Raw genomic sequence first — 24223 nt, 5'->3', positions numbered from 1 at the left:
CTTCACACTCACGGTAATTCGTTAAGACGTTGAATGATGACGGATGACAGATGGTGGATGACGGATCATGTCATCTGTCATCCACCATCCGTCATCCATTCTCCTGCCTTCAGGCAAGCGGATGCCGATGATTCGCCGAATATCTTCCGGTCAGATGATGCTCCAGCTGCCGCTCGATGTCGGTAAGCAGCGAGGAGGCACCAAACCGGAAGAGATCGGGGCGCAGCCAGCGGTCGCCGAGTTCTTCCTTCATCATCGCGAGCCAGTCGAGCGATTCCTTGGCCTTCCGGATGCCACCGGCCGGCTTGAATCCCACGTAGTGACCGGTGCGGTCGTGATATTCGCGCACCGCGCGCGCCATCACCACGCCGACGGGCAGAATCGCGTTGACCGGCTCCTTGCCCGTGGAGGTCTTCACGAAATCGGCGCCGGCCTGCATCGCCACGACCGACGCCCGCGCGACGTCCTTCAGGGTCGCGAGCTCGCCGGTGCCGAGGATCGCCTTGAGGTGCGCGTTGCCGCACGCCTCGCGGAAGGCGCGGACCTCGTCGTAGAGCGCCTGCCAGTTGCCGGTGAGGACGTGCGACCGGGTGATCACGATGTCGATTTCTTCGGCGCCATCGGCAACCGATGCCTCGATCTCGGCGATCCGCGTCTTCATCGGCGACAGCCCCGCAGGGAATCCCGTCGAGACCGCCGCCACCGGAATGCCACTCCCCTCGAGCGCATCCACCGCCGTCTGCACATACGCGTGATAGACACAAACCGCAGCGACCTTGATCGGCACCTCGTTCATCCCGAGGTCGGCGAGGATGTCAGGGCGCACAGGCTGGCGCGCCTTGGCGCAGAGTCGGCGCACCCGGCCCGCGGTGTCATCGCCCTGCAGCGTGGTGAGGTCCATCAGCGTGATCGCGCGAAGCAACCAGCCTGCCTGGAAGGTGGTCTTCACCGACCGGCGCGTGGGGATGGTCGCCGCGCGTCGTTCGACAGCGCTCCGGTTGACCCGGGTGTCGCGCACCCACGCGAGGTCGAGCGGCATCCCGGGATTTCGCGGCAGGTGCCCGGCGGGAGGCGCAGCTTCACGCGAGGGATAGACAGTGGCGCCGCGCGCGACGCGCGGAGGCCTGGTATCGACGGAACTCATCGGGCAAATCCCTCCATGGTACGCGTCGCCAGCAGACGGGCGCGGCGCTCCAGCAATGCGGGACTGCGAAAGAGAAAGATCAGCAGGGCGCCGGCAAGGAAACCGCCGATGTGGGCCATCACGGCGACGCCACCCACCTGCCCTTCGATCCGTGAATTCAGGATCTGGGTCAGGAACCAAAGTCCGAGTACGGCCCACGCCGGGAAGGTCATCCGGAAGAAGAGGACCACCAGCACCACGAGGGTGTGCACCCGCACTCGCGGATAGAGGACCACATATGCGCCCATCACTCCGCTGATGGCGCCGCTTGCCCCGACCATCGGGACGGCGCTGCCGGGGTCGGCCACGATCTGCGCCGCCGCCGCAGCGATGCCGCAGACGAGGTAGAAGGCGAGGAAGCGGAAATGCCCCATCGCGTCCTCGACGTTGTTGCCGAAGACCCAGAGATACCAGCAGTTCCCCAGCACGTGGAGCCAGCCACCGTGCAGGAACATCGAGGTGATCACCGTCTTCCACGCCTGCCCGGACTCGACCACGCAGGCCATACCGTTCCCGACCGGGAAGGAGTAGCCGACCGGGAGCCGGTGCAAGAGGTCGCCGGGAATCAGCCCCAGCTCGCAAACTGAAGCGGCCAGGCGTTGGTCGACCCCCATCCCCTGAAAGACGATCCAGACCGCGAGATTCGCCGCGATCAGGCCGACCGTGACCACCGGGGTCAGGATCGCAGGATTGTCGTCTCGGTAGGGGAACATGCTCCGTGAATATAGCCCGAAAGTGCCACGCCCCCCGGGATTGGTTCCCGAGGGGCGTGGCCGAAATCAGCCCTGCTACAGCCTCAGATCAGGGCCAGCTCAGCCGGCAGCCGCCGGTGCCCGAGTTGATCCAGTTCTGCTGCACCAGGAAATCCTTTCCGCCGAGCTTCATGTTGGCGATGCCGGTGCCGTTGCTGTACGTGGTCCCGAAGTTCCACGCGCACTTGTCGGCGTTCTCATAGCCACGGTTGTCGTACCACGCGTTCCCCATCGGGTCGGTTGTGGTCTCCTCGATCTCGTGTGCCAGGACCGAGACTTCGTTGTCGGCACCCGCATCGCCGTTCGGCGCCGCCGTCCCGTTGGTGCAGGCCGACGGATAGGCGTAGTCGTAGGGCATCGCCGAATAGAGCGCGACCTTGGTGCCCGCGGGCGTGCTGACATTGCCATGGGTGTGGTAGCCGCAGTACTGGGTTCCGAAACCGCCACCGAGATTCACTTTCCCCGACGTGAAAACGATGTAGAGCGTGTTGGCATCGTACACCAGCTTGCCGCTCGTGAAGCCGCTCGACAGCATCGACAGCATCTGGGCGTCCGTGACATTGGCCGTGCCGGTTGGCGCCGAGGTGTTGTTCGCCCAGAAGCCGGTGTAGGTCACGATGTTGTTGATGGCGGTGCCGGCGCTGTTCTTGTAGGTGGTGTTGATGTTGAAGTAGGGTGACCCACCAAGATTGCGCATGAAGTGACCAACCAGCGAATTGTCCCCGCTGTTGCCGGAGGTGCTGAACGTCCCGGCCGCCGGTCCGTTGTTGTAGATCGGCGAGCTGGCCCAGTAGATCGCCACCACCTTCGTCGCGGCCTGGAGGACCGGACCGCCGTGATAGCTGATCCCGGTGCCACCGCCCGGCTTCGCCCTCGCAGCAGCAATCGCCGGCGAGTTCCGCGTCTCGAAGAGGTGCTTCACCGGATTGTCACCGGCCTTATCCGAGGCATTGTTGAACACCGGGGTGGCGACCGGGTCGCTCGCAGTCGGTGCCGATTCGGAGCAGGCGGCCAGGGCGGCCAGTCCGGCGAGGCCCAGGGTCAGACGAGTACGCAACGCCATGCGGAACTCCAGGGTGGAGGTGAGGTGTCGGCTCCGGAGCCGATATGTCAGTAACGGGTTAACTGCACGCTACGGAATCGGACCGCTGGCGTCAACGTGGCGTGGGCGCGACAGCCCCCACACCCTCCCTGAGGCGGGGTTAACTTCAGCCATCCTCGCCGGAACACTTATATCGCCGCTCTCGCTGGCGTTTGAGGCCTACCGCATGCCCCCCACACCCGCCACCCCCGACCGCAAGCCGCGCGACGAAGAACTCGACGTCTTCGGGCTCTCCCACGTCGGCAAGGTCCGCAAGCAGAACCAGGATCATTTCCTCCTGGCGTCGGTGCAGAAACGCCTCAGCGTCTTGCAGACCAATCTCTCTGAACAGGACCGGCTCCCGCTGGCCGACCGGCGGATGGCCTTCATCGCCATGGTCGCCGACGGCGTGGGAGGTGGACAGGGCGGCGAGGAGGCCAGCGCGACCACCCTCGAAGTGGCGACCAAGTACCTCCTCTCGACCATCGACTGCCACGACCAGCACAGCAGCACCGAGGACAGCTTCACCGACACGCTGCAGGATACCGCCCTCCGGTCGCACGAGGCCGTGGTCGAGCGCGCCGGCGGTGAGGCCGAGGGGAGCAGCATGGCCACGACCCTCACCCTCTGGCTCGGGGTCTGGCCCTGGTACTACCTGCTGCAGGTGGGCGACTCGCGCTACTACCTCTACCGCGACGCACGCCTCACTCAGGTGACCCGCGACCAGACCATCGCGCAGGACCTGGTGGACCAGGGAGTCTTCACTCGGGCCGTTGCCGCGCGATCGCAGTTCGCGAACGTTCTCTCGAGCTCCATTGGTGGCCACGCCACTGCTCCGGTGATCACGCGGCTCAAGGCCGACTGGCACAACGTCCACCTGCTCTGCACCGACGGACTCACCAAGCACGTTTCCGACGAGCAGATCGCCGAGTGCCTCCGCACCATGACCTCGGCACAACAGTGTTGCGAACAGCTGCTGCAGATGGCACTCGACGATGGTGGCTCCGACAACATCACGATCATCATCGGTCGGGCGATTCCGCAGTCGTGAAGATCGCGTTCATCGGTTCGCACGGCGTCGGCAAGACCACGCTCTGCTACGACCTCGCAGCGCGGCTCAAGCGGCAGGATCGCGCCGTCGACCTCGTGGCCGAAGTGGCGCGCAGCTCTCCTTTGCCGATCAATCGTGACACCACGCTGCAGGCGCAGGCGTGGATCCTCCACACCCAGATCGCGCGGGAAATTGCCGCCGAGGCAGAGAGCGACATCGTGATCTGCGATCGGTCGGTGCTCGACAATTACGCCTACCTCGTCCATCAGGCGGGGCGGCAGCCGGCCTACGACGCGCTGGTGCGCGAGTGGGTCCGGAGTTACAGCGGCCTTTTCAAGGTCCCCATCACTGCGGCGCCATCGTTCGACGGCAAGCGCGACGTCAACGAAGGTTTCCAGCACGACATCGACGCCGTGATCGACGACCTCGCCCGCGACCTCGGGGTCTCCTGTCACCTGCTCGATCGCGGCGGTCGTGAGGGCTGGGTCGACGAGGTGCTGCTGGCGAGCGGGCTGCCGCTGCACCCGCCGCAGATCGACCTCTTCCCCCGCCCCGATGAGGCGGCCTGAGGGGGAAGAAGAAGGGCCCGCGGCAGGAAAACCTGACGCGGGCCTTCGGGTGGGGTGCTGGAACGCTCCCCGGGTGGTTGTGCTCTACCCTCACTATCGGACCCCGGACGCAAAAACCTGAGGCTGGCCGGTCCGGGGGTACCTCTGGCTAGATTCCGGGCTGGCCCAGCACCCCGCACCCGCGACAGGATCAGCGATGGCAACCAGCGCCGCCGAGGACAGCACCGAAGGATCAATCGACTGGAACGCCGTCCTGGCGCCGTACCGGAGTTCCGTTCTCTGGTCGAGCATCTGGCAGCTCGCCAGCACCGCTGCGCTCTTCGCTGGCTCCTGGGCGCTGATGCTCTGGAGCCTCTCGGTGGGCTACTGGCTCACCCTGCTCCTCGCTGCTCCGACTGCGATGATGGTCGTCCGCCTTTTCATGTTGCAGCACGATTGCGGGCACGGCTCCTTCTTCACCTCGCGTCGCGCCAATTCCATCGTCGGCTCGATCCTCGGCGTGATCACGCTGGTTCCCTATACCTACTGGCGCAAGACCCACGCGATCCATCACGCGACCTCGGGCGATCTCGACGGCCGCGATCTCGGTGATATCGACACGCTCACCGTGGCCGAATACCTCGCGCTCCCGCGCGGCAAGCAGCGCCTCTACCGGCTCTATCGGCACCCGCTCGTGTTGCTGGTCGTTGGGCCGGCGTGGCAGTTCGTGCTCAAGCATCGCCTCCCGCTCGACATCCCGCGCAGCTGGAAGCGTGAATGGGCCAGCGTGCACTGGACCAATGTCGGGATTGTCGGCGCCGTTGCGGCGATGTGCTGGCTCGTGGGCTGGCAGCGCTTCCTGATGGTTCAGGTCCCGGTCACCCTGCTCGCCGGCGCAATTGGCGTCTACCTCTTCTATGTGCAGCACCAGTTCGAGGACACCTACTGGCGCTATCGCGAGGCGTGGAACTACTACGCTTCCGGCCTCGAGGGCGCCTCGCATCTGGTGATGCCGAAGCTGCTGCAGTGGTGCACCGCCAACATCGGGCTGCATCACATTCATCACGTCGCCTCGCGGATTCCGAACTACCGCCTGCAACGCTGCTTCGACGAAAACCCGGTGCTTCAGCAGGTCACCACGCTCACGCTGCCGGGGAGCGTCCGCACGCTGTGGCTCACCCTCTGGGATGAAGAGGAGCGGAAGCTCGTCGGCTTCCGCGAGCTGCGGGCCATTCGTCGGCGGATCGCCGAACGCCTCGAAGCCGGCGCCGCTGCGCTGGTTCCCAAGGCCGAGGCGATCCCGCGCGCCTGGCGCTGAACCTGGCTCACCGGGGTGGTTCCCCTTACCACCCCGCCCTTCCGCAGGCATACTTCCCCGCTTCGTCTCACAACTGAACGGCCCACCCCCGCCTCACACCACCCAACCCGGGATGGTTCGCCATGCGTGGCCTCGCCCTGCAGATCGTGTTTGCCGCCGGTGCATTCCTCACCGCCGGGGTGACCCTGACGCCCCGCGGAGCGGCGCCGGCGCCTCGCGTCGTTGCCAATGACAATCGTGAGGCCGGCGGATCGCTGCGCCAGGACACCCTGCACATCGACCTGGTCTTGCAGCGGGCCGAGTGGTATCCCGAGGCGGAGGATGGGCCGCACGCCACGGTGGAGGCGTTCAGCGAGGCCGGCAAGGCGCCGCGTATTCCCGCGCCGCTGATTCGAGTGCGCGAGGGAACGGTGGTCCGCGCCACGGTCCATAACACGCTCACCGATTCGACCGCGCACATCATCGGACTCGGCAGGCATCCCATCGCCGAAGCCGACACGCTGCACCTCAGGCCCGGCGACTCCGCGACGGTGACCTTCGTGGCCGGCGTGCCGGGGACTTATCTCTACCGCGCCAACATCGGCATGCAAGGGATGAAGCGTGGCGATCAGGAGCGCACCACGACGGGGGGCGCGTTCGTGGTCGATCCGGCGGGCGGCTCTCGCCCCGATCGGATCTTCGTACTCAACATCGTGAACGTCGACATCGACTCGACGCACTACAAGGAAGCGCTGGCGATCAACGGCAAGTCGTGGCCGTACACCGAGCGGATCAGCACCACCGTGGGTGACTCGTTGCGGTGGCGGGTGATCAACGGCACCATCCGGCCGCACCCGATGCATCTGCATGGCTTCTATTTCCGGAACACAGCCACAGGCACCGGGCTCGCCGCCACGCCGATCCCCGCGAGCAAGGCGATGCTCGCGGTCACCGAGACCTACCTGCCGTGGTCGACGCGCGAGCTGACGTGGTCGCCCGATCGACCCGGCAACTGGCTCTTCCACTGTCACCTCACTTTCCATGTGATTCCGGATTCGCGGATGGACCACGATGCCGCCGACGTCCATCAGACGCACTCGCCAGATCCGGCGGAGCATATGGCGGGGCTTGTGATGGGGCTGAACGTGGCGCCGCGGCGTGGTGCGGCCTCCACGAGCCCGGTACCCCGGCGTCAACTCGACCTGTTCATGCAGCAGGGGCCAGCGCGCGGCAATATGCCGGCGACCTTCAGCTACATCGTTCAGCGCGGCGGGGTGGCACCCCGACCCGACTCGATGCAGAACCCCGCCTCGACGCTCTTCCTGACTCGTGGGCAGCCCGTCGACATCCTCGTGCACAACCGCACGACGCAATCAGGCGGTATCCACTGGCACGGGATCGAACTCGAGAGCTGGTCGGATGGTGTGGTGGGCTGGAGCAATCGCGGGACCGCACTTGCGCCACCGATCGAGCCGGGGAAGACCTTCGTCGCGCACCTGCTGCTGCCGCGCGCCGGCACCTTCATGTATCACACGCACATGAATGACATCGAGCAGGTGACCGGCGGCGCCGCCGGCGCCATTGTCGTGACCGAGCCCGGTCATCCCTTCGATCCGACGACCGACCACCTGTACATCGCTCTCTGGAACGGCGTTTCAGCCACCCAGGATATTCTCGTCAACGGTGACTCGGCCACGTCGGCTCCGCTCACCCTCAGTGGCGGCGTGACCCATCGTTTCCGGTTCATCAATATCGGGCCGGCCAATCGCGTGAAGTTCTCGATCCGCGCAGACACCACCCTGGTGGCCTGGCGCCCGCGCGCGAAGGACGGCGCCGACCTGCAGCCATCACTCCGGGTGCCGCGCCCGGCGTCAGAACTCGTGGATGTAGGCGAGACCTGGGACTTCGAGCTGCCAGCGCCTCTGCGCCCCGGGCAGTACCAGCTGACCGCAGGATTCGGCCAGGGTCCAGTGCTCTGGCGCCAGACGCTCATCGTCAAGTGACGATGAAGCACCGGGTTCAGTCGGGCCTTGCGGTAACGCTTGTGCTGGTTGCGGCGGGGGCGCCACTGTCGGCGCAGCAGCCGACGGCCGTCGAGGTGCCCGGGCTCGGCGCGCTCGTCTTTCCGGTCTCCACCGCTTCACCAGTGGCCCGCAGCGCCTTTCTCCGCGGCGCGATGCTGCTCCATCTCTTCCACTACGACGAGGCCGTCGCCGCTTTCCGCTCGGCGGAACGACTCGACCCCGGCATGACGATGGCGTTCTGGGGCGAAGCGATGGCGTCGAACTACGGCGTGTGGGATGAACAGTTCCCCGACTCCGCCCGGGCGGCACTCGCACGGTTTGCCCCGACAGCGGCCGCGCGTGCGGCGAAGGCGCGCAGCCAGCGCGAGCGCGACTACCTCGCGACGGTTGAGGTGCTCTACGGTGCCGGGAGCAAGCCGCACCGCGACACACTCTATGCCGCGGCGATGGCGAAGCTGTCGCAGCAATATCCTGCTGACGACGAGGCGAAGCTCTTCCACGCGCTCGCCCTGCTCTCGCTCAATCAGGGTGTCCGCGACACCGCGACCTATCGTCGCGCCTACCTCATCGCGAACGACGTGCTTCGCCGCCAGCCGGCGCACTCCGGTGCGGCGCATTATGTGATTCACGCTACCGACGACCCCGACCACGCCGGTGCCGGGCTGGCCGCAGCCCGCAGCCTCGCGCGCAGTGCGCCCGCGGCGGATCACGCCCAGCACATGACCTCGCACATCTTCATGGCGCGCGGCATGTGGCAGGATCTCGTCGCGGCCAATCAGCGCGCGACGCATACCGACGCGAGTGGCCACGCGATGCCGGGAATGACGAGTGGCAAGGGGTGCGGGCACTACAACAGCTGGCTTCACTACGGCTACCTCTCGCTCGGCCGGACGGCGATGGCGACGGCCTTGCTCCAGCAATGTCAGCGTCGCGCCTCCAGCGATTCGGCGTTCACTGGCGACGCGATCGCGATGTGGTCGCGACAGCTGCTCGATACGGAAGCGTGGGCAGGGCCCGACGCGATGTGGCGCCCGACCACCCTCACCGACCCGTTCGACCGACAGACCTGGTACTTCGCTCACGGCTACGCCGCCGCAAAGCGTGGCGACAGCGCGACCGCCGCCGCCGACCTCAAGGCGCTCAGGCAGGCCAACGCCGAAGCAGCCGCCTTGATTGTGAGGCGTGGCAACAGCTCGCCCGAGGATCGCGCCGATGCGCAGCGCGGCGCCGTGCTCGAACTCGAACTCGATGGAGTCATCCGACTCGCGCGCCATGACACCTTTGCCGCGCAACAACGACTGCGCCGCGCGGTACTCCTCTCCGACAGCATTCCCTATGCGTTCGGACCACCGTTCGTCGACAAGCCCGCGCACGAGTTGCTGGGTGAGGCACTGCTGGCCACCGGTCGCCGCGACGAGGCCGCACGAGAATTTGCGCGTGCGTTGCACGAAACCCCGAATCGCCCGTTGGCACTGCGCGGCGCAGCACGCGCTGCCGGGGCGAAGTGAGCAGCAGGTCCCTTGGCGCGCCACGTCGGGGCACGCCGGCCACTCGCGCCTTCAACCGCCGCCTGCTCGCGCTCTTCGGCTGGCACCTCGAAGGGGAGTTACCTGAGGAGCCGAAATTCGTCCTGATCGTGGTGCCTCACACCTCGAATTGGGATTTCTTCCTCTGCATCATGGCAATGTTCGGCTACGGCATTCGCCTCACCTGGCTCGGCAAGCACACCATCTTCTTCTGGCCTGCCGCACCAATCCTCCGCTGGCTCGGTGGTGAGCCGATTGATCGGACCACATCGCTCGGGACCGTGGAATCCGCCATCGAACGTTTCCATTCGCGCGCGCAACTGGTAATGGGGCTGTCGCCGGAGGGCACTCGCAAGCGTACCACGGAGTGGAAGAGCGGCTTCTATCGAATCGCTGTGGGCGCGGGCGTTCCGATCGTCCCGGTGTCGCTCGACTACCAACACAAACGCATGTCGATCGAACCGCTGTTCCGTCCGACCGGCGCACTCGACCAGGACATCGCGCGCCTGCGCGCAACCTTCACGGCCGACATGGCGCGACATCCCGAAAACTTCGGCTGAGTCCTTCTCCCTTCTCCCTTCTCCCTTCTCCCTTCTCCCTTCTCCCTTCTCCTCACCCACCCATCACCCATCACCCCATCACGCTTCTCACGGCCGCCAGATGGGCATCGCTCAAACCTCCCAAGTCATACATCGCCACTCCCGACGCACCCGCATTCCGCGCCACCTCGATCGCCTGCACCAGCTCGGCCGGTGGCAGATCGGGGAGATGCACTCCGGCGACCACCGGTGTCGACGCCGGGAGTGCCGCGATTCCTTCCGCGACCCCGCGGCCGATCCAGGGAATGTCCTGACGATGGAACTTGTGATAGAGCATGGGAAAGACGAGGTCGAGCGGCCATTTGTCCCACGCCTGCCGGACCTGCATGCGAGCGAGTGCCGGGGTCGGAAAGACCGCCGCTGAAATCGCCTTGCCCCGGGCGTGAACCGAGCGTGCGAGAATGCCTACCAGCTGACTCACCGAGTCGTAGCGGAACTGGCGCCACTCGCGATTCCGACTCGGGTCCTTGAGGGCGAGCGGATCCTTCCCGTGCTCCTTGCGGAATTTCTCGCGACAGACCTCGCAATAGCAGAAATCGTATTCCGGCATCTCGTGATCCTGCACGAGGTGGTATTGCTCCCACAGATTGCGCGGCAGGATCACGTCGGGATGGCGGATGTAATCGAGGTGCACCGCGTCGACACCAGGTTCTGCCGCAACCTCTCCCATCGCCTGACTGAGATAGGCGCGCACCTCTTCGCGCGACGGGCAGAGCCACTGGTAGTAGCCCACGTAGGGTGGGTGCGTCAGCGAACTTTCACCCTTGCGACTCACCGAGAACCACTCGGGGTGTTCCGCCTTCACCCGCGCGTCACCGCTGCGATTGAGTGCCCAGGTCCAGCGATGCAGCACCAGCCCGGCCGCGTGTGCCGCTGCCGCGTGCACGGCGGTGTCACCGCCATTCACCAGCACGCCGGTGAGGCCGGCATCACGGAGCCGCCGATAGCGGACACCCCACTCGTCGGGGGTGGTTGCCCCTCCGCCATGAACCCAGGTCCACGCCGAGAACGGTGCGCGGGAACTTGGCGCGACCCGGGACAGCAGCGAGGCGCCAATCGCCCCGGCGCCTGCCGCGTGGAGAAAAGTTCTGCGAGAGAGGTCGTTCATCGGAAGGTTACCACTCCCCACCGCTCCGGTGCGTGCATGTTGATCTCGCCTTGCGGTGACCAGACCCAGTTGTGCTCGGGATGCAGGGTGGACGAGAGTGCCGGCCGTTTGCGGTACTGGCCATCCACGACGTCCAGGTCCCACTCCACTCGCGAAAAATTAATCCGCCAGCGATCGCCCCGTTTCGGCGGCACCTTGGTCCCACCGCCGTCGCTGAATGCCTGCCACGGTATCGCGAATTCCACAGTCCAGCCGCCGTCGCGATCGCGCGGATCGTTCAGCGTTCCCTCGAGTCCGACGGCAGACCGCAATCCGGTGATATCCCAGGAATTGTCGCCTCGGCCACCATCGCGATAAGGCTTGGCAAGGAAGAGGTCCCACGGCGTATTCAGCGCATTGAGCTCGAGTTCGAAATAGCGCAGGCCATCGCCATCGGGATCGACGAAGAGCTCGATATCGTTGTCGTGGTAAATCACCGCGTCACGCTGGGTGAGCGTGGCCCAGAGGTCGGGCTCGTCCATCGCCACGGCGACGTAGAGGAAGCCATCATCCCAGGCGAGCTTGAATCGGGTGGCCCAGGTCGGTGCCGGGCGGGCGACTCCCTCGATATCCACGAATGTCTCGCTCCACCGTGCGTTCTCCCAGGCCGGGTCGCGGAGCCTCCCGTCGATCATCGGAGCCGAACTCGCCCGACTGGCCTGGTACTGACGAACCCGCTCGGGTGCCGGTAACGAGGGTGTGCCGGCAGGCGAACAGCCCAGCAGGGCGAGTAAAACGACCCAGCGGCGAGTCATGACCAGCAATGAAGCCTGAGCGGGAGCCTGAAGCCACCCCGCGCTATGGCTCATGCTGTGGCTCAAGCGACATGCTGTTGCGGCGGAGCTGCAACAGTGATCGCGAACGGGCTCTCGATGCAACTGGCACACGGTTCTGTAAGTCATTGCAGATCATCGACTTCAAAAATCGGCTCACAGGGGCGGAGAACGGTACAGGGCATGCGCTTCCCCCGGGGAACCATCCACATCCAGAGGCGCCCTTGTCCAAACGTCTTGCGGTCATTGCCCTCGCAGCAGCCGCACTCCTGGGAGCGCCGTCCGCGGCGTCTGCCCAGTCAGCTCCACCGGTCGCGGCCAACGCCTTCATTACCTACTTGGGCCTCGACTGGGCTTGGGCTTCCCCATGCCGGATGTCGGGTAGTACCTGCGACAACAGCTACAACTTCGTCGACGGCTTCCGCTTCGCCACGGCAGAAGAGTGGGCGAATCGTCCCGCCGCCAGCGCATTCCTCGATCCGGCGGGAAACTTCCTCAGCGATGGTGGCCAGATGCGCTGCGCGGCGTTCTGGTTTGTTACGGGGTTCCAGAACTGCGACTACGGTGATGCCATCGCAGGGTATTTCGGTTCCGGCTCAGATTACTACGTCGTCGATGACCCCAACCGGGAAACGTGGCTGGTTCGCGGCGAAGGCACCCCGGGTGATGTGGTGCCCGAACCGGCGACGATGTCGTTGCTCGCCACTGGCTTGGCTGGGCTTGCACTCAAGCGGCGTCGCAAGACTCTCTAGACCACCGGCAGCGCTTGCTGAAAAAGGCCGCACCCCACCGGGGTGCGGCCTTTTTCGCGTCAGGCCTACCCTGCCAATCCGGCAGGCAATCCCGGTATGCCGCTTGCCCCTCCATCGCGCGACCGCACCGACCACAGGCCAGAACGGCCGTCGTCGACGGATTTCAGGAGATAACGAGACCATGGGATCAAAGATCATCGGGATTGACCTCGGCACGACCAACTCCGTCGTTTCTGTGATGGAGGGCGGCGATCCGGTCGTAATCCCCAATGCCGAAGGTGGCCGGACCACCCCGTCGGTCGTTGCCTTTACCAAGGACGGCGAGCGACTGGTCGGACAGGTCGCCAAGCGCCAGGCCGTCACCAACCCGAAGCAGACCATTTTCTCGGTCAAGCGTTTCATGGGCCGCCGGCTCGATGAAATCAAGGACGAGACCAAGCGCGTGCCCTACGTCGTCGAGGCTGGCCCGAACGGTCTCGCGTCGGTCGAGATCGCCGGCAAGAAGTACACGCCGCCCGAGATCTCCGCGATGATCCTGCAGAAGATGAAGCAGACCGCCGAAGACTACCTCGGTCACAGCGTCGACAAGGCCGTGATCACGGTGCCGGCGTACTTCAACGACGCCCAGCGCCAAGCCACCAAGGATGCCGGCAAGATCGCCGGCCTCGAGGTGCTGCGCATCATCAACGAGCCCACGGCGGCGGCACTCGCCTATGGCCTCGAGAAGAAGAAGGACGAGAAGATCGCCGTGTTCGACCTCGGCGGCGGCACCTACGACATCTCCGTGCTCGAACTCGCCGAGGGCGTCTTCGAAGTGAAGAGCACCAACGGCGACACGCACCTCGGCGGCGATGACTTCGACGAGCGGCTGATCGACTGGCTGGTGTCGGAGTTCAAGAAGGATCAGGGCATCGACCTCTCCAAGGACCCGATGGCGCTCCAGCGCCTCAAGGAAGCGGCCGAGAAGGCCAAGATGGAGCTGTCGAGCACCACCCAGACCGACGTCAACCTGCCATTCATCACGGCCGACGCCTCGGGTCCCAAGCACCTCAACCTGACGCTGACCCGCGCCAAGTTCGAGCAGCTGGTGGACGACCTGATCCAGCGCACAATGCCGCCGATGGAGAAGGCGCTCAAGGATGCCGGACTCAAGCCGGGCGACATCGACGAAATCATCCTCGTCGGCGGCTCGACGCGTATCCCGAAGATCCAGGAGATCGTGAAGGCGTTCTTCGGCAAGGAGCCGAACCGCTCCGTGAACCCCGACGAAGTCGTGGCGATCGGCGCGGCGATCCAGGGCGGCGTACTCGGCGGCGAAGTGAAAGACGTCCTGCTGCTCGACGTCACCCCACTGTCGCTCGGCATCGAGACGCTCGGTGGCGTAACCACGGTGCTGATTCCGCGGAACACGACCATCCCGACCAAGAAGTCGGAAACCTTCAGCACGGCCGAAGACAACCAGACCACGGTCGAGATTCACGTGCTGCAGGGTGAGCGCCAGCTGGCGCAGGACAACCGGACCATCGGCAAGTTCCAGCTCACCGGAATTCCGCCCGCCCCGCGCGGGATGCCGCAGGTCGAGGTGACCTTCGACATCGACGCGAACGGCATCCTCCACGTCTCGGCCAAGGACAAGGCGAGCGGCAAGGAGCAGAAGATCCGGATCGAGGCGTCGGGTGGCTTGTCGGACGCCGACATCGACAAGATGGTCAAGCAGGCCGAAGCCAACGCCAAGGACGACCAGGCGCGGCGCGACGCGATCGAGACCCGCAACCAGCTCGACGGGCTGGTCTACAAGGTCGAGAAGGACTCGAAGGAGTGGATCGACCGGTTGGCCACCGATGTGAAGGAGCGGCTCGACCAGGCGGTGGAGGCCGGCAAGGAGGCCCTGCGGACCGGCGACACCGACAAGATCCGGACGGCACTTGATGCCCTGAATGTCGCCTACTCGGCGGCGGGAGCTTCGCTGTACCAGAATGCATCGAGTTCCGAGGCAGAGGCACCGGCGGGTGGTGAGGCCAGTGCCGACGCGCCGCCGAAGGATGACGCAGTCGATGCCGACTACGAGATCGTCGACGACGCGCCGAAGTCGTAAGCCGGGGTTGCTCTTGCGACCGAAACCCCGGTCGGTGCATCAGAGTATTATGTAGTCAGTGCGGGCCGGGCTCCTCTCTGGGGTCCGGCCCGCCGGATACACACCCTGGAAACGGACCCATGTCCACGCACTCCCGCAACTGGCTCAAATTCGGCGCCCTCGTGGCGCTCGCCTTCGTGCTCGGCCTCTTCTTCGCCGGGCTCCTGAATTTCCCCCGCAACGGTCTCGCTCAGGAGAACCGCGGCGGGCCGCACGCGCCGATCGTGAAAGTCGACGCGCCGCACATTCCGGCGGCGAAGCCGCTCGCCGATCTCAGCGATGCCTATGCGGCGATCGCCGAGGCCGTGCGACCGTCGGTGGTCTTCATCCAGTCGGAACGGGAAGAAGCGCCGCAGAGCATCACGGCCCCCAAGAACATTCCGCCCGGCTTCGAGAAGTATTTCCATCAGCCTGACGAGGGCCAGGTCGACCGGAGCAGCGGCTCGGGGTTCGTGGTCTCGTCTGATGGGTACATCCTGACCAACAACCACGTTGTCGAAGGCGCGACCAAGGTGCGAGTGCGCCTGCTCGACGGTCGCTCCTACATCGCGCGGATCATCGGCACCGACAAGGACACCGACATCGGCGTCCTGAAAATCGACGCGACCGGCCTGACACCGGCGGCGCTGGGCGAATCCGACAAGGTGCGCGTCGGCGAATGGGTGCTGGCAATCGGCAACCCGCTCGGTGAAGATCTCACCTTCTCGGTGACCCAGGGAATTGTGAGTGCCAAGGGCCGCGGCACGCTGCGGCTCAACGAACCCGGCACGCCGCAACGTCGTGGCGAAATCCAGGACTTCATCCAGACCGATGCCGCCATCAACAAGGGCAACTCGGGTGGCCCGCTGATGAACGTCCGCGGCGAAGTGATCGGTATCAACTCGGCGATTGCGTCCTTCACCGGTTTCTACTCCGGCTACGCCTTCGCGGTGCCGATCGACCTCGCCCGCAAGGTGATGACGCAGATCATCGCGCACGGCAAGGTCGTGCGCGCAGGACTCGACGTGATCGTCGAGACCGCTGACGGCGAGGACGCGGTCTACCTCGGCCTCGATGCCATCGCCGGCGTGAAGATCAGCGATTTCGGCTCGGACAAGTCTCCCGCGAAGGCCGCAGGGCTCGAGCAGGGTGACGTGATCGTCGCCATCGACGGCCTGCCGGTGAAGTACGTCGCCCAGTTGCAGCAGATCGTCGGCTTCAAGGAGCCGGGGACCACCGTGCGCGTCGAGGCGGTGCGGAAGAGCGGACACAAGGAATTCACCGTCCGGCTCAACGCCGTGAATGTCTCGAACGATGGCGACAGCGACAGCACGGTCGCGGTCGCGAAGCCGGCGGCGCCGGGCGCGAACATCTTCAAGAACCGGCTCGGCGTCGCCGTCGAGGTACTCACTCCCGGACTGGCATCGCAGATCCAGGTGCCGACGACCACCAAGGGGCTGATGGTGCGCGGTGTGGCGCCAGGGTCACCGGCCGAAGACAAGCTGGTGCCGGCCGGGACGCCGCAGGCCTGGACCGACGTGATCACCGAAGTCGAGGGGAAGCCGGTTCGCACCGAAGCAGAACTTCGGACCGCGCTCGGCGATGCGAAGAACAACATCGTCACGCTGACCATCATGAACGGCGGCACCCGGCCCTACACCCGCGTGGTGCGCGTCCGACTCAGCGACAAGTAACCACTGCCCAGCTCCAAGCACGACGCCCGCGCATCTCTCGATGCGCGGGCGTTTTGCTGCGGCGCTCCTGCGGCGAACTACTTCGCGGGCACCGGGATCGACAGCTTGGCGGCGAGCTTGTCCCACGCGCCCCAGCCATACGCGATCACCTTGCCATCATTCAGCACGACCGGCGAAAGCTTCCGCCATTCGACGGAATCCGCCTCGGCCGCGGCCTTCACTGCGTAGAGTCGCACTTCCCACTGGCGGCCCGCGGTGAGATAGGTCAGCGTGCGATGCGGCGCATCGGCGCCGAACACGGTGGCCACCGAATCGGCGGGCATCCCGGTGTGCAGCTTGGCGAGGCGCTGATCGCCGCAGGCAGAGAGCGCTGCCACGGCCACGAGGGCCAGTGAGGCCCGGGTCATCCAGTTACGCATTGGAGCAATCCCCTGAATCGGTGAAGTCTGGCCGGTAAGATAGCAGGGGCGACGCGCACGTCACCCTCCCCCTCCGAGGAGCGAGGACGCTAAGATTCCGGTGCCACCGTTGAGTCGATTCCGCGGGCGTGGCGAAACTGGCAGACGCGCAGGACTTAGGATCCTGTGGGGAAACCCATCCCGGTTCGACCCCGGGCGCCCGCATTACAGCTACTTCTTGGGCATATCGATCGGCACGAACTTGCCAGCATCGATGGCACCATTGGTGACCGTGTAGAGCGAGAAGCCGGACTGCATGATGACCGGGCCATAGTCATTCGACCCGACGATCGCCGCGCTTTGCTCGAATCTGAGCGGGCCCCGGTCGGTCTGATACACCATCTTCTCGGCGACGTGCGTGTGCCCGCCGAGAATCAGCGGCCACGGGCGCCCCTTGAACACCTCGAGCACCGCAAGGGTATTCGCACCGGTGTGGCGAAAGGTGGGCCCCGTCTTCAGGTGGGCGACGCTGCTGACGAGGGCCATGTCGATGTAGCCGGTCAGCGCCTCCACGGCCGAGGTGAGCGGGATGTGGGCGAACATCACGATCGGTGTTGTTGTTGGCAGCGCCGCGACATCACGCGTCAGCCACGCGAGTTGCAGGGAGTCGACGCCGCCGTAGTACGCCGAATCATCCGGTTGCACGGTGTCGAGCCCGATGAAGTGCACCCCGCCATAGTTGAAGGAGTAGTACTCCGGTCCCATGTAGTGGCGGTACATGCCACGATTGTACAGCGGATGGGTTTCGGGCACGTGCGACCGGCTTGGAATGATGCCGAAATGGTCGTGATTGCCCGGCACCGCCCAGTATGGCGCGCGCAACTTCATCTCCGCGAGGAAGAGCTCGAAATAGCCACGCGCACGAGGCTCCTGCTGGCTCATCGCATCCCTGATGAGATCGCCGGCAAACAGGGTCAATGCCGGGTGGAGTGAATCGGCGAGGGTCCGGAAACGCCGAACGCGGTCGACGACGCTCGTGTCGATGTGCGTGTCCGAGGCGTGAATGAAGCGGAAAGTTCGGGGCTGTCGCTCCGCCAGAAGGCCGAAGTTGATCGAGTCAATGCTGGCCACCGCGCGCCACGATGCACCGACACTCTTCCAGTCTGTCGGGACCGACACGAAGACGAGGGTCTTCTCATCGGCAGGAAGCCGATACCGGCCAGCCGCATCCGTGGTGACCACATCCAGCTGATTGGAGACGACGACGCCCGGAACTGGCCGTTCGCCGGGATCCAGCAGGCCGTTGCCGTTGGCGTCGTTGAAGACGAGGCCGTGAACGGTGCGCTGCGCCTGGATCGGGAACGCAAGGAACGAGAACATCGCGGTGCAGGCAATGAGGGCTTTCATGCGCAGAAAGTGCTCCGATTGGGCACGGGAGGGAGCTGACACGTCGGTCGCCGAGGGTGACTGTACGGCGAGGAGGAGGGCGAGGATTCGCCTCGCTCTCGGGGTCCGACGTGTCCCTCAGGCGCAATGCGCTACTTGTCCGGCAATGAATCCAGCAGGGCCGCCACGAGGAGCTTTTCCCGCAAGCGTGCGACATCGGCGGCGCGGAGTTCCTCGGCGGTGCGGAGCTTTCGATCGGCGCCCAGCGCGACGAGGGCCCGCGCGGCGGCGAGCGAGCCGTTTTCGGCCGCGTGATGCAGGGGAGTGAACCCTGTGACATTGGCCAGGTTGATATCGGCGCCCCGCTTGGCGAGGAACCGGATCGTCTCCGCCTGATCAAACCAGACAGCCCAGTTCAACGCGCGTCGGCCGTTGATGTTGGTCCGGGTGTCGAGAGAATCGATCCGGGCGCCGCGACCAAGTGCCACCGAGATTGCGGTGGTGTCGCCAATTTTCGCCGCGTCCCACAGTTGCTCCTGCGCGCTCCCTGCCTGAGCCGCACTTGGGACCGGCGTTACCGTTATCAGCGTCAGTGTGCACAAGGCCAGGCCGGCCCATCGTGCGGAAGTAGTTGTCACGAGTTCTCCTTGAATGGATGCAGAACGGTTCCGCTTCGGATCACCCTTCGCGCAACGACTCGATCGGATCGACCCGCGATGCACGGCGCGCCGGCAGGTAGCTCGCGAGCATCCCCACGGCAACCAGCACCGTCGACATCGCGACGAAGGTCAGGGCATCGAGAGCACTGATGCCGAAGAGCAACGAGGCGAGCGCCTTGGTCGCGAGCAGCGCGACCACAATGCCGAGGACGACGCCAGCACCCACCACGCGGAGCCCCTGCCCCACCACCATGCGACGCACCTGCCCCGCCTCGGCGCCCAGCGCCATCCGCACGCCAATCTCCCTGGTGCGATGCGCGACCACGTATGACAGCACGCCGTACAGTCCGACCGTTCCCAGGATCAGCGCGAGCCCCGCGGCGATGCCGAGGGTGAGCATCGTGAAGGTGAGCGATGCCATCGAATCCTTGGCGAGGCCCGCCATCGTGAAGATCCGGTACATCGGCGCCTCCGGTGCGACCTGCTTCACGAGGGTACGCACATCGGCAGCGATCACTTCGGCGCGCGGCGTCTTGATCACGTAGGCTGGAGAGGAAATACTCCAGCTGCCCGGCGTTGGGCCGACCAACGATTGGTAGACGAGCGCCTCAGGCGCGGTGCGGAAGTCGCTCTGCAGGACATTGGCGACGACACCGACCACGGTGACCCACGTGGTGTCGCCCTCGACGTGCATCCGGTGACCGAGGGGATCCTTGCCCGGCCACATCAGCTGCGCCGCCGCCTGGCTGATCACCACGTTGCCGCGCCAGTTGAGGGTCTCTTCCTCGCTGAGTGGTCGACCGGCAATGACCTTGATCCCCATCGTCTGGAAATAGTCACCGGCCTCGAAGGTCACGTTGAGGATCGAGCCGCCATCGGCCTTGGACTCATCGGAAATCCACCGCAGCGCATTCGTCCCTTCGTTGAGTGGAACATTTTCGACCAGGCCCACCGACTTCACGCCAGGGAGCTCACGCAGCCGGCGCATGAAATCGACCTGGAACCGCGCGTAGGTGGGGCCATCATTCAGCGACGGACGATCAGGCGCGATCTGGAAGGTGAAGATGTCGCTCGTCTGATATCCTGGGTCGACGTGGCGCAGGTTCGAGAAGGAGCGCAGGAGAAGGCCCGACGCGATCAGCAGCACCAGCGCCATCGCGGTCTGCGCCACGACCAGCCCGTCGCGGCCCCAGGTACGTCCGCGCGTCGAACCCCGGCCTCCCTCGCGCAAGCGCTTGAGGTCGGGTTCGGACGCGCGCACCGCAGGAATGAATCCGCAGCCGAGAGCCGCGACGAGCGCCGCAACGAAGGTATAGACCAGACCGACACCGCCGAGATGCGCATCAGCCAGCCGGGGGATGCCGGGCGGAGCCGACTGCAGAAAGATCGGCAATACGATCGTCGCCAGCACGGCCGCAACGAGCCCGGCTGCAAAGGCGACGATGACCGCTTCCGCCATCTGGAGACGGATCAGCTGAGTACGGCCGGCGCCGATGGCGCGTCGCACCGCGAGATCACGTTGGCGCCCTTCGGCACGCACCATGAAGAGGTTGGCAACATTGGCGCAGGCGATGAGCAGCACGATCGTGACTGCCGCGAGCAGAATCCAGAGCGGACCAGAGACCGCGCCGAGCAACTGTTCCTTCATCGTGCGCACGACGGCGCGGTGCTGCGCGATGATCTTGGCGTAGCTCGGCGGACCGCCAAATCGCTCAGGCAGCTGCTTCGAAAGGCCGGTGAGTTCCAGTGCGAGCGCTTCTGTCGTGACCCCGGGCTTCATTCGCGCAATCATTCCGGCGCCGAAGCGCCCCGGGCGAATATTCTCGAGCCGAACGACACTCGGAAACCAGAGCTGCGTCCCCTCGACCGGGAAGCGGAAATCGTTGCCCATCACGCCAATCACCTGGCGGCTATCGCCGGCGACCTGCAGCGTCTTCCCGATCACCTTCGGGTCGCCGCCGAACCAGCTCTGCCACAGCGCGTAGCTCAGCACGACCACGCGTGACTCATCATCGGCCACGGGCAACCGGCCAAGGATCGGCTTGGCACCAAGCGTGGAGAAGAGGGACGCGGTCGGGGACGACATCCTGATTCGCTCGACCTGTTCGCCGGAGGAAAGGGTCGACGTGAAGGAGGAGATCAGCGCTGCGTCCTCGAGAAGTTTCGAGCGCTCCTTGTACTGCACGAAGAATTCGGTCGAGACGCCAACCTCGCCCGGCAGGTCGGAGCCCGGCGCCGATGCAGCGATGAAGACCAGGCGATCGACATTTTCGTAGGGCAGCGGCCGCAGCAGGACGGTGTCGACGACCGAGAACATGCCGGCGTTGGCGCCGATGGCCAGCCCAAGCGTCCCGATGGTGACGGCCGCGAAGCCAGGGGAGCGCCGCAGCGCCCGCACGGCCAGGCGGAGGTCTGCAACCCAGTCGCTGATGCGCGATGCCATGCTCTCTCCCTTCGTGTCGGTACGGTATGGAGTGACCAGCGATGGATTGACGATCTCGGCGACGCCCGAGATGAGCAGGTCCCACGCGGTGAGAAGCGCGTATCGGACGGCGGCGAGGCGTCCGGCCTCGCGGGCCGCAGCGTAGTCCCTGGTGATCTGTTCCGTCATCTCGGCTTCGAAAGCCGAGCGGAATTCTTCCGGGAAGAGCCGCAGCAGCCAAAGCAATGCGCCGAGCATCAGCTGCCCCGCGATGCGTTGAGCCGTCGCTCCGCCGTGGCGACCGCATGCTTGAGACGCTGTGCTTCAGCCGCCAGAACGCGATGGCCCCGCTGAGTCAGCGCGTAGTATTTCCGTTCGAGGCCCGGATGGGGCTCGGCATCGACCGGCTCCGCCGTTTTCACGAGGCCGTCCCCCATCAGCCGGGCGACGACGCGGTAGAGCGAGCCAGCCCTCGGGGTCAGCATCCCGCCGGACTCGGTCGAGATGGCGTCCTTGAGGGCGTAGCCATAGAGCGGCTCGGCCGCGAGCGCCAGCAGGACGTGGAATTCGAGCGTACTGAGGTCGGGAACGGGGTCGTGAGTCACTGGGGCTCCTAATTACTCCTTTGGAGTAGTTAGGGACGTCGGAGTCGAGGAAATGGTTTCAGGGAGGGACGATTGTCGATCTGGCCATGGCGGGAAGTTGGCAGCGAACCTGTCCCTGGGAGAGCGCAACTCTCCGCTCACGCACTGCGTATGGCGGCCGTCGACGCGCACTTCCCCCACCGGAACCAGCGATGAGCCGAGTCCTTCCCGCCACTGCACTCTTCGCCGCCGTGATGCTGCAAGTAGCCACGTCGGCTTCCGCGCAGCAGCCGCTCTACCGGCCCCGCACTGTCGCGCAGGCCTTCGCGAAGGGTACCCGCGCCGCGGACGGTCGACCCGGCCCGAATTACTGGCAGAATCGTGCGCGGTATGCCATCTCGATTGACCTCTCCCCGTCGGGTCGAGCCGTCCGTGGCAGCGAGACGATCGTCTACTACAACACCAGTCCAGACACCCTTCGCGCGCTCACGATGAAGCTGCTGCTGAACATCCATAAGCCGGGTGCGGCGCGGATGGGAAGCGCTCCAGCTGAGTATCTCACCGATGGCGTGCAGATCGACCGCTTCGTCGCGAACGGAACCGTTGTGCCATGGGGTCAGGCCGACGGCGGGGCTGCCACCTGGCGCACGGTCCGACTTCCGGCCCCGCTGATGCCGCGCGATTCCGTTCGCCTCAACATCGATTGGCACGTCACGCTGGCGGAGCTCAGCAACCGCGAGGGCATGCTCGACCCGACGTCACTCTTCCTCGCATACTTCTATCCTCGTGTGGCCGTGTACGACGACTACGACGGCTGGGACCGGATGGACTTTACCGACGGTCAGGAGTTCTACAGCGACTTCAACGACTACGACGTCACGATTCGCGTGCCGCGCAATTACGTGGTCTGGGGTACTGGCACACTCACGAACCCGGAGCTCCTGCTGCAGCCCGGCCCATTGCAGCGATACCGCAGTGCCCTGCAATCGGATGACGTCATCCACATCGCGACCAGCGCGGAGATGGCGAATCGCGCCGTGACGCAGCAGGACTCGATCCTCACCTGGCACTTCACGGCGACGAATGTTCCGGACGTGGCGTTCGGCGTGAGCGATCATTACAGCTGGGATGGTGGCAGCGTTGTTGTCGATCGTTCGTCCGGCCGCCGTGCGAGCGTGCAGGCCGCCTACGTGGACTCGTCGGCCGATTACCGTCACATGGTCACCTTTGCCAAGCAGTCACTCGACTGGTTCTCGAACAACTGGCCGGGAGTTCCCTACCCTTACGAGAAAACCACGGTGTTCCAGGGCGTCGCCGACATGGAATACCCGATGATGGTCAACGACAACACGTTTGCCGATACCTCGTTCGCCCGGTTCGTCGCCGCGCACGAGATCGCTCACACCTGGTTCCCGTTCTACATGGGAATCAACGAGACGCGCTACGGCTTCATGGACGAGGGGTGGGCGACCACCTTCGAATACCTGATCAATCAGGCCGACATGGGAAAGGCGCGTGCGGCCGATCTCTTCAGGCAATTCCGTGTGGCCGGGTGGATCAATGATCCTTCACCGCTCGAAGACCTCCCGATCGTCACCCCGGGCGACATGCTCAAGAACGCAGCGTACGGCAACAACGCCTATGGCAAACCGGCACTCGGCTATCTCGCGGTGAAGGAGATGCTCGGTGATGTGGCCTTCCGGAAGGCGTTGCACACCTACATCGACAACTGGCACGGGAAGCATCCCACCCCATGGGATTTCTTCAACTCGTTCAATACCGGAAGCGGGCAGAACCTCGACTGGTTCTGGCGCAACTGGTATTTCTCCAACGGCTACATCGATCTCGAGGTAGCCGGCGTGAAGAAGTCCGGGACCGGCTCCGTGGTGACCGTGAAGAATGTCGGCGGGCTGGCCGCGCCGTTCGACCTGATCGTCACTCGTGCCGGCGGGGTCATCGACACGCTGCATCAGACGTCCGCCGTCTGGCGCGCCAATCAATCCGAAGCACGGATCGCCGTGAGCGGCGCGAAGGCGATCACCTCGGTGGTGATCGACGGCGGGATCTGGATGGATGCGGAGCTCGGAAACAACAGTTGGAAGGGGCGATAGGCCGGCCGCCCCGAGGCGTCGCCCTCTGGCCGCACTCCTCTTGGGAGGGGGTCGTGCGATCAGTGGGCGATCAGCGCCGCTCCCCTTTCCCCTTTCCCCTTCTCCCTTCTCCCTTCTCCCTTC

The 24223-nt window shown here is 65.2% G+C and carries 20 protein-coding genes and 1 tRNA gene; 11 read left to right on the top strand and 10 right to left on the bottom strand.

All coding sequences use genetic code 11. The features are described 5' to 3' along the window. Positions 1 to 109: 109 nt before the first annotated feature. From deoC to V4558_15345, 3 genes are all read right to left on the bottom strand, one after another. Positions 110 to 1039 carry a deoxyribose-phosphate aldolase gene (deoC, locus tag V4558_15355; protein MES2306879.1) on the bottom strand — a complete coding sequence of 310 codons (930 nt, stop codon included), beginning with the start codon at positions 1037 to 1039 and terminating at the stop codon, positions 110 to 112. 101 nt (positions 1040 to 1140) lie between these two features. Further along, positions 1141 to 1896 carry a rhomboid family intramembrane serine protease gene (locus V4558_15350; GenBank protein MES2306878.1) on the bottom strand — a complete coding sequence of 252 codons (756 nt, stop codon included), beginning with the start codon at positions 1894 to 1896 and terminating at the stop codon, positions 1141 to 1143. Positions 1897 to 1984: 88 nt separating this feature from the next. Continuing rightward, positions 1985 to 2998: a hypothetical protein gene (locus V4558_15345; protein ID MES2306877.1), complete on the bottom strand. Its 1014-nt coding sequence runs from the start codon at positions 2996 to 2998 to the stop codon at positions 1985 to 1987. A gap of 205 nt (positions 2999 to 3203) precedes the next feature. On the opposite strand from V4558_15345, the gene V4558_15340 reads away from it, so the two are divergent. The 6 genes from V4558_15340 to V4558_15315 all read left to right on the top strand — a co-directional run bounded on the left by V4558_15340 (position 3204) and on the right by V4558_15315 (position 10022). Beyond that, the gene (locus V4558_15340) at positions 3204 to 4067 is read left to right on the top strand and encodes a protein phosphatase 2C domain-containing protein (GenBank protein MES2306876.1); all 864 of its coding nucleotides are present in this window, start codon (positions 3204 to 3206) and stop codon (positions 4065 to 4067) included. Continuing rightward, positions 4064 to 4636: an ATP-binding protein gene (locus tag V4558_15335; GenBank protein MES2306875.1), complete on the top strand. Its 573-nt coding sequence runs from the start codon at positions 4064 to 4066 to the stop codon at positions 4634 to 4636. The genes V4558_15340 and V4558_15335 overlap by 4 nt, the downstream gene beginning before the upstream one ends. 196 nt (positions 4637 to 4832) lie before the next feature. Further along, positions 4833 to 5933: a fatty acid desaturase gene (locus V4558_15330; protein MES2306874.1), complete on the top strand. Its 1101-nt coding sequence runs from the start codon at positions 4833 to 4835 to the stop codon at positions 5931 to 5933. 122 nt (positions 5934 to 6055) lie between these two features. Continuing rightward, on the top strand, positions 6056 to 7915 hold the full coding sequence (locus V4558_15325; GenBank protein ID MES2306873.1) for a multicopper oxidase domain-containing protein: 1860 nt from the start codon (positions 6056 to 6058) through the stop codon (positions 7913 to 7915). A 2-nt stretch (positions 7916 to 7917) separates the two neighbouring features. After that, complete coding sequence (locus V4558_15320) at positions 7918 to 9444, top strand: hypothetical protein (protein ID MES2306872.1); 1527 nt, start codon at positions 7918 to 7920, stop codon at positions 9442 to 9444. After that, a complete protein-coding gene (locus tag V4558_15315; GenBank protein ID MES2306871.1) occupies positions 9441 to 10022 on the top strand; it encodes a lysophospholipid acyltransferase family protein in 582 nt (193 codons plus the stop codon). The genes V4558_15320 and V4558_15315 overlap by 4 nt, the downstream gene beginning before the upstream one ends. Positions 10023 to 10092: 70 nt before the next feature. On the opposite strand, the gene V4558_15310 is transcribed toward V4558_15315, so the two are convergent. Next, a complete protein-coding gene (locus V4558_15310) occupies positions 10093 to 11169 on the bottom strand; it encodes a Tat pathway signal protein (GenBank protein ID MES2306870.1) in 1077 nt (358 codons plus the stop codon). Continuing rightward, on the bottom strand, positions 11166 to 11843 hold the full coding sequence (locus tag V4558_15305; protein ID MES2306869.1) for a carbohydrate-binding family 9-like protein: 678 nt from the start codon (positions 11841 to 11843) through the stop codon (positions 11166 to 11168). Before V4558_15305 ends, V4558_15310 begins: the two co-directional genes overlap by 4 nt. Positions 11844 to 12355: 512 nt before the next feature. Between V4558_15305 and V4558_15300 the strand changes: the two genes are divergently transcribed. From V4558_15300 to V4558_15290, 3 genes are all read left to right on the top strand, one after another. Continuing rightward, positions 12356 to 12733: a PEP-CTERM sorting domain-containing protein gene (locus tag V4558_15300; GenBank protein MES2306868.1), complete on the top strand. Its 378-nt coding sequence runs from the start codon at positions 12356 to 12358 to the stop codon at positions 12731 to 12733. A gap of 181 nt (positions 12734 to 12914) precedes the next feature. Beyond that, complete coding sequence (gene dnaK, locus V4558_15295; protein ID MES2306867.1) at positions 12915 to 14828, top strand: molecular chaperone DnaK; 1914 nt, start codon at positions 12915 to 12917, stop codon at positions 14826 to 14828. A gap of 119 nt (positions 14829 to 14947) precedes the next feature. Next, a complete protein-coding gene (locus tag V4558_15290) occupies positions 14948 to 16540 on the top strand; it encodes a trypsin-like peptidase domain-containing protein (GenBank protein ID MES2306866.1) in 1593 nt (530 codons plus the stop codon). 77 nt (positions 16541 to 16617) lie between these two features. On the opposite strand, the gene V4558_15285 is transcribed toward V4558_15290, so the two are convergent. Beyond that, entirely contained in the window at positions 16618 to 16959 is a 342-nt protein-coding gene (locus V4558_15285) for a hypothetical protein (GenBank protein ID MES2306865.1), read from the bottom strand. A gap of 122 nt (positions 16960 to 17081) precedes the next feature. Here V4558_15285 and V4558_15280 point away from each other — a divergent pair. Beyond that, a tRNA-Leu gene (locus V4558_15280) sits at positions 17082 to 17163 on the top strand. Between the two features lie 6 nt (positions 17164 to 17169). On the opposite strand, the gene V4558_15275 is transcribed toward V4558_15280, so the two are convergent. From V4558_15275 to V4558_15260, 4 genes are all read right to left on the bottom strand, one after another. After that, complete coding sequence (locus tag V4558_15275) at positions 17170 to 18345, bottom strand: metallophosphoesterase (protein MES2306864.1); 1176 nt, start codon at positions 18343 to 18345, stop codon at positions 17170 to 17172. 131 nt (positions 18346 to 18476) lie between these two features. Next, positions 18477 to 18962: an ankyrin repeat domain-containing protein gene (locus V4558_15270; protein MES2306863.1), complete on the bottom strand. Its 486-nt coding sequence runs from the start codon at positions 18960 to 18962 to the stop codon at positions 18477 to 18479. Between the two features lie 40 nt (positions 18963 to 19002). Beyond that, positions 19003 to 21663: an ABC transporter permease gene (locus tag V4558_15265; protein ID MES2306862.1), complete on the bottom strand. Its 2661-nt coding sequence runs from the start codon at positions 21661 to 21663 to the stop codon at positions 19003 to 19005. Next, positions 21663 to 22010 carry a PadR family transcriptional regulator gene (locus V4558_15260; protein MES2306861.1) on the bottom strand — a complete coding sequence of 116 codons (348 nt, stop codon included), beginning with the start codon at positions 22008 to 22010 and terminating at the stop codon, positions 21663 to 21665. The genes V4558_15265 and V4558_15260 overlap by 1 nt, the downstream gene beginning before the upstream one ends. Positions 22011 to 22201: 191 nt before the next feature. On the opposite strand from V4558_15260, the gene V4558_15255 reads away from it, so the two are divergent. Then, the gene (locus V4558_15255) at positions 22202 to 24100 is read left to right on the top strand and encodes a M1 family metallopeptidase (protein MES2306860.1); all 1899 of its coding nucleotides are present in this window, start codon (positions 22202 to 22204) and stop codon (positions 24098 to 24100) included. Positions 24101 to 24223: the final 123 nt, after the last annotated feature.

This window comes from Gemmatimonadota bacterium (genome assembly GCA_040388535.1).
Classification (GTDB): Bacteria; Gemmatimonadota; Gemmatimonadetes; order Gemmatimonadales; family GWC2-71-9; genus Palsa-1233.
The sequence above is the reverse complement of the archived record's forward strand: the minus strand, read 5'-3'. Positions and strand labels throughout refer to the sequence as shown.

Excerpts from the sequence above, each read along its gene's own strand:
- V4558_15275 (MES2306864.1), bottom strand. The coding sequence starts at position 18,345 with ATGAAAGCCCTCATTGCCTGCACCGCGATGTTCTCGTTCCTTGCGTTC.
- deoC (MES2306879.1), bottom strand. The coding sequence starts at position 1,039 with ATGCCGCTCGACCTCGCGTGGGTGCGCGACACCCGGGTCAACCGGAGC.
- dnaK (MES2306867.1), top strand. The coding sequence starts at position 12,915 with ATGGGATCAAAGATCATCGGGATTGACCTCGGCACGACCAACTCCGTC.
- V4558_15325 (MES2306873.1), top strand. The coding sequence starts at position 6,056 with ATGCGTGGCCTCGCCCTGCAGATCGTGTTTGCCGCCGGTGCATTCCTC.
- V4558_15285 (MES2306865.1), bottom strand. The coding sequence starts at position 16,959 with ATGCGTAACTGGATGACCCGGGCCTCACTGGCCCTCGTGGCCGTGGCA.
- V4558_15310 (MES2306870.1), bottom strand. The coding sequence starts at position 11,169 with ATGAACGACCTCTCTCGCAGAACTTTTCTCCACGCGGCAGGCGCCGGG.
- V4558_15345 (MES2306877.1), bottom strand. The coding sequence starts at position 2,998 with ATGGCGTTGCGTACTCGTCTGACCCTGGGCCTCGCCGGACTGGCCGCC.
- V4558_15305 (MES2306869.1), bottom strand. The coding sequence starts at position 11,843 with ATGATCGACGGGAGGCTCCGCGACCCGGCCTGGGAGAACGCACGGTGG.
- V4558_15350 (MES2306878.1), bottom strand. The coding sequence starts at position 1,896 with ATGTTCCCCTACCGAGACGACAATCCTGCGATCCTGACCCCGGTGGTC.
- V4558_15320 (MES2306872.1), top strand. The coding sequence starts at position 7,918 with ATGAAGCACCGGGTTCAGTCGGGCCTTGCGGTAACGCTTGTGCTGGTT.
- V4558_15255 (MES2306860.1), top strand. The coding sequence starts at position 22,202 with ATGAGCCGAGTCCTTCCCGCCACTGCACTCTTCGCCGCCGTGATGCTG.
- V4558_15265 (MES2306862.1), bottom strand. The coding sequence starts at position 21,663 with ATGCTCGGCGCATTGCTTTGGCTGCTGCGGCTCTTCCCGGAAGAATTC.
- V4558_15290 (MES2306866.1), top strand. The coding sequence starts at position 14,948 with ATGTCCACGCACTCCCGCAACTGGCTCAAATTCGGCGCCCTCGTGGCG.
- V4558_15340 (MES2306876.1), top strand. The coding sequence starts at position 3,204 with ATGCCCCCCACACCCGCCACCCCCGACCGCAAGCCGCGCGACGAAGAA.
- V4558_15300 (MES2306868.1), top strand. The coding sequence starts at position 12,356 with ATGTCGGGTAGTACCTGCGACAACAGCTACAACTTCGTCGACGGCTTC.
- V4558_15330 (MES2306874.1), top strand. The coding sequence starts at position 4,833 with ATGGCAACCAGCGCCGCCGAGGACAGCACCGAAGGATCAATCGACTGG.